This is a genomic window from Pseudoxanthomonas sp. LjRoot204_2 (assembly GCF_056175765.1).
In genome coordinates, this window is the sequence record NZ_JBGFFG010000399.1 from 1 (window position 1) to 3,053 (window position 3,053).

Annotated in this window: 4 protein-coding genes and 1 pseudogene; 3 read left to right on the forward strand and 2 right to left on the reverse strand. The window is 66.7% G+C overall.

Going from position 1 to position 3,053, the window contains the following annotated elements:
- From ppnK to AC04L7_RS15485, 3 genes and pseudogenes are all read left to right on the forward strand, one after another.
- Nucleotides 1–186, forward strand: a pseudogene (gene ppnK, locus AC04L7_RS15475) (NAD kinase); the annotation flags it as partial.
- A 125-nt stretch (nucleotides 187–311) separates the two neighbouring features.
- Entirely contained in the window at nucleotides 312–794 is a 483-nt protein-coding gene (locus AC04L7_RS15480; protein ID WP_475513349.1) for a hypothetical protein, read from the forward strand.
- 46 nt (nucleotides 795–840) lie between these two features.
- Entirely contained in the window at nucleotides 841–1,749 is a 909-nt protein-coding gene (locus AC04L7_RS15485; RefSeq protein WP_296279931.1) for a 5'-nucleotidase, read from the forward strand.
- A gap of 24 nt (nucleotides 1,750–1,773) precedes the next feature.
- On the opposite strand, the gene AC04L7_RS15490 is transcribed toward AC04L7_RS15485, so the two are convergent.
- Together AC04L7_RS15490 and AC04L7_RS15495 are read right to left on the reverse strand one after the other, a co-directional pair.
- Nucleotides 1,774–2,331 carry a DUF2939 domain-containing protein gene (locus AC04L7_RS15490; protein WP_435998266.1) on the reverse strand — a complete coding sequence of 186 codons (558 nt, stop codon included), beginning with the start codon at nucleotides 2,329–2,331 and terminating at the stop codon, nucleotides 1,774–1,776.
- Between the two features lie 16 nt (nucleotides 2,332–2,347).
- A complete protein-coding gene (locus tag AC04L7_RS15495; RefSeq protein WP_299342430.1) occupies nucleotides 2,348–3,034 on the reverse strand; it encodes a DUF2461 domain-containing protein in 687 nt (228 codons plus the stop codon).
- Between the last annotated feature and the right edge of the window lie 19 nt (nucleotides 3,035–3,053).

Consider the following 3,053-nt stretch of genomic DNA (forward strand, 5'->3'; position numbering starts at 1 on the left):
ACCGAAGTGCGTTTCCGCGTACTCGACCCGTACAAGCGCCCGGTCAGCGCGACCGCCGATTCGCACGAAATCCGCGACGTGGTGGAGGTGACCATCCGCGAGTCGCGCGACCGGACGGTCACGCTGCTGTTCGATCGCGAGCACAACCTGGAAGAACGCATCCTCAGCGAACAGTTCATGACCTGAGTCGCAATGTCCCGGCGGACATCGCGGTTTCGCCGCATTGCGGCTTGCCGGGTCATGTCACGCATGTTATCCAGCGCCCCGTAGCGGTCCGGTTCGCATCCACCCGGGGAGGGGTCACGATGCAGATGAGGTACGCGGTCGGGGTGTTGCTGTTGCTTGCCATCGGCGAAGGAAACGCCTGCAATCTGTCCACCGGGACGACCGTGTTCGCCACGCACGGCGTCGCGACGGCAGCCGATGAAACGGGTCTGAAAGCGCCGGTCCTTGATCTGGTCAGCCTCACGCGCGGCGTCGATGGGCGGGCATCCTGCGACGCCAGCGGCCTGCTGACGCTGAGTGTCGAGTGGCCGCGCGGGACGGACTACAAGCTGCGTGACCTGGGGTTCGAGTTCCGCGTAGTGGGGGAAGACGCCCTTGCGATCTTTCCCCGCGAGCCGGTCGCCGGCCGGCTGGAAGGCAGGCGCAGCGAGTTCGTGTTCCTGTGGAAGGACGGACCGCCCGTGCAGCAGTCGCGCATCGACCTGATCGTCGAGGTACGTGCGGTCACCGCGGACAACCGGCGCGGCCCGCCGGCGCAACTGCGCATCGCGTCGGCTCCCGGGGGATGATCGGGCGGTCTCGCTTCGCGCGCCGTCGATCGCCGATACTGTGCGCATGCCCGACAACACCCCCCGCCTGCTGACCGTAGCCGTCACGTCGCGCGCTCTGTTCGATCTGGAAGAAAGCCACGCCCTCTACGAACGCGAGGGGGTGAAGGCGTACAGCGATTACCAGCGGCACCATGAGGACGACGTGCTGGCCCCCGGCATCGCGTATCCGGTGGTGCGCAAGCTGCTGGCCCTGAACGCCGGTGCGCCGCCCGACGCGCCACGCGTGGAGGTGATCCTGTTGTCGCGCAATTCCGCGGATACCGGCCTGCGGATCTTCAATTCCATCCAGCACTACGGGCTGGGTATCGTGCGTGCGACGTTCACCGCGGGGGAACCCACCTGGCCGTACGTCAAGCCGTTCGGGACCGACCTGTTCCTGTCGGCGAATCCGGAATCGGTGCGGCGCTCGCTCGAACATGGCATCGCCGCGGCCACCATCCTGCCGGCCGGCGCGCCGCAGCAACGCCATGAGCACCAGCTGCGCATTGCCTTCGATGGCGACGCGGTGATCTTCGGCGACGAGAGCGAACGCATTTCACGCGAGCAGGGCGTGGAGGCCTTCGGCAGGCACGAACAGGCGCGCGCGCGCGAACCGTTGTCCGGTGGACCCTTCCGCAACTTCCTGGCGGCCCTGCACCAGTTGCAGCAGGTGTTCCCCGCCGACGAACGCTCGCCGATCCGTACCGCGCTGGTCACCGCGCGTTCGGCCCCCGCCCACGAGCGGGTGATCCGGACATTGAGGGAGTGGGGCGTGCGCCTGGACGAAGCGCTGTTCCTCGGCGGACGCCACAAAGGGCCGTTCCTGGAAGCCTTCGGTGCCGACATCTTCTTCGATGATTCGCAGCACAACATCGACAGCGCGCGCCTTCACGTGGCAGCCGGTCATGTACCCCACGGTGTCGCCAATCCGTAGCGCTGGCCCGTCCCGCCAAGCATGTCAAAACGGCAGCCGGATATCCGTCAGCCGCCAGCGAAGGCCTTGTCGGGTGAGCACGAACACCACCGGGTCGCCGTCATCGTCGTGGACGGTCGCGGTGAAACGCGACAGCGATTCGTAGTGATGCTCGGCGGCCTTCAGCGGTTCCGCCGGTACCGGCGGCGCATAGGTATCGCCACCGATCGTCTCGCCGATCGCGCGTTCCCACGTCGAGCGGCCCTGCAGGATGGCGGCGACCCCCATGGGCGTGACCAGCGTGTCCACGCCGCGTCCGAGCACCTCGTTGGCGAGGGACAATGCGGCCGCGCCGAACAGGTTGGACGCGACGTCCGGGCCGGCCTTGCGTGCGAGATAGTCCTCCACCTGCGCACGCAGGTTGACCCGCAGCGCGGGGAAATCCACGTGCTTCTGCAATCGGGAGGTGTCCTGTTCCGCGATCGCGGTACGGATGCCGTGCAGGGCGAGGTAAGGTCCGGCGATCACATAGATGGCCACCCCCAGCAGTATGGCCAGCAATGCGCCGCTCAGGAGCCACGTCTTCGTCGCAGAGCGCGTCATCGGCGAATCCTCCCGGTCAGAATTCGAGATCCAGCGCCGCGCACAGGTAGTCGACGAACGGCGCCAGCGTCTTGAGATCGCCGGCCAGCGTCTGCCTCAGGCGCGGGCCCGTCAGGGTGGTGTCGTCCAGCGAGCGCCAGAACACGAAGTTGCGGTGCTTCAGGTCCTCGATGAACTCGAAATCCGTCGGGAAGCCACGCGGCGCGCGGACCAGCTTTTCGCTTTCCTCGAAATCGAAGCGGCGCCGGAACGCCGGATCATGCGCGGCCTTCTTCCAACTGCCCGGATTGTCGAGGATGAACTGGCGGACGCGGCGCTGCGTGTCCGGTTCCGGGTGCCAGAGACCGGCGCCGACGAAGCACTCGCCCGGCTGCAGGTGCAGATAGAAGGACGGTGCGGGCACCTGCTTGTGGCGCTCGTGGTACAGGCGGGCGCCCTGCCACGACTTGTATGGCGACTTGTCGTTGGAAAAACGGGCATCGCGATAGATGCGGAACAGCGAACCGCCTACCGTCTTCGGATCGGAGCGGAAATGCAGGCTGACCGCCGCCAGGTCGGGCTGCAGGTCGGTCAGCAGGCGGAGGAACGGCTGGCGGACATGGGCTTCGTACTGCGCCTTGTGGTCGGCGAACCAGGTCTTGTCGTTGTGGCGCGCCAGCCCGCGCAGGAACTTGAAACTGGCATCGGAGAAGTAGGTGGCCATGGACGGCATTCTAGACAAG